Source organism: Moorena sp. SIO4A1 (assembly GCF_010672065.1).
Classification (GTDB): Bacteria; Cyanobacteriota; Cyanobacteriia; order Cyanobacteriales; family Coleofasciculaceae; genus Moorena.
This window is the reverse complement of the sequence record NZ_JAAHHX010000626.1, coordinates 1-1,570: the sequence shown is the minus strand read 5'-3', so window position 1 is coordinate 1,570 and position 1,570 is coordinate 1. Positions and strand designations below refer to the sequence as shown.

The following is a 1,570-nucleotide window of genomic DNA, read 5'->3' as shown; positions in this document are numbered from 1 at the left end:
CCCATTCTCCGAGATACTGTAATAGGAGAAATCTGTGAAGGGGAAAGCTATGCTTTTGACGGCCAGAGCTTCACCGTAGCGGGCAGTTATGAAGCCACCGATACAGGCTCTAATAATTGCGATAGCATCACTACACTTCTGCTTACGGTAGGTGAACGGTTGGATTCTAATTCCCTTAAACGAGCCAGGATGTACGCTTACCATTTCTTTTTCAGACGAATGATTCCCCTACAATTTACGGAACCCCTATCGGAAAATCCTTACGTGAAGCTGAATATTACTAGCCTAGAGCAATTACTTCCTGGTGCAGATCCGGGTTTGGATATTATCTGTGATGGAATCTTGTCTGGTTCTCCTTTTATCTATCCAGCGGAACGGTTGGGAATTGATCGCGTCTAGATTGGTGGAACGGGCATCTTGCTGGAACGGGGATGTTGGTGGCACGGTTATCTGGCCGTGGAACGGGCATCTCGCTGGAACGGGGATGTGGGTCGCACGGGCATCTTGCCCGTTATCAATATTTTCGAGCGGAGCAAGCCCTTCGGTGGTGCGTTACGGGGCTACTGGCTACGACGTTTAAATATGATGACAAGGCGCGCCCCTAACGCACCCTACGCACCCTACGCACTAAAAATTTTTAGATTTATCTATCCATAGGGGTTTACTATTATAACATAAACAATGGGATATTTTGATATCATTATCCCCGAGGGTGCCACTATAACGGCCACATCAGGTTAAGCTGAATCGCTTAATGGTGATGGCTGTATACAGGTGTGTTCAGGAGTGTATTATGAACTATATCAGAATTCTGGCTAAGCCTTTTCGTCAAGTCAAAAAGTTTTATCACAGCTCATTGACTCAGTATCCTTCCCAACTAGCTAATCCAGGACTAGCTAATCCAGGACAATTGAGTCATTTGAAGATATTAAAGTCTTTCCCTAAACCGGTAATTAGCTCTGATAAAACGTGCATGGTCTCAGTGGTGATTGGGAGTTATAACCGTAGACCTTTACTGGAAAAAGCGATTCAAAGTGTTCGAGATAATCAGATTCGCGTTCCCTATGAAATCATTGTGATTGACGGGGGGTCAACGGATGGCTCTTTAGAATGGCTAATTCAGCAGAAAGATATTATTACTATCATCCAACATAACCGAGGGGAATTCCAAGGAAAGCCACTCAAGCGCCGTAGTTGGGGGTATTTTATGAATCTTGGCTTTAAATCCGCTAAAGGAAAATACATTTTGATGATCAGTGATGATTGTCTGCTATTACCAAATGCGGTTAATTTAGGGCTGGATAAGTTTGAAGAGGTGGAAAAAGCTGGCGGTAAAATAGGGGGAGTAGCTTTCTATTTTCGGAATTGGCCAGAGGATAAAGAGTACTATGTACAACATACCCTTGGTGGCAAGCTGTTTGTTAATCATGGTATGTACTTAAAAGAAGCCCTAGCAGCAGTTGACTGGGCGGATGAAGACCGATATGTCTTTTATAAAGCTGATGGTGATCTCTGTTTAAAGATGTGGCAGCTTAATTATGAGATTGTAGATTGTCCAGGGGCTTATGTT

2 protein-coding genes and 1 pseudogene are annotated in these 1,570 nt (G+C 43.8%); all 3 read left to right on the top strand.

Annotated elements, in window-relative coordinates; all coding sequences use genetic code 11:
- Window positions 1–399 (top strand): annotated as a pseudogene (locus F6K53_RS41325) (hypothetical protein); the annotation flags it as partial.
- 18 nt (window positions 400–417) lie between these two features.
- Complete coding sequence (locus F6K53_RS41320; RefSeq protein WP_293086146.1) at window positions 418–657, top strand: hypothetical protein; 240 nt, start codon at window positions 418–420, stop codon at window positions 655–657.
- 136 nt (window positions 658–793) lie between these two features.
- Window positions 794–1,570, top strand: a 777-nt coding sequence (locus F6K53_RS41315) for a glycosyltransferase (RefSeq protein ID WP_293086143.1), incomplete at its 3' end; no start/stop codon positions are given.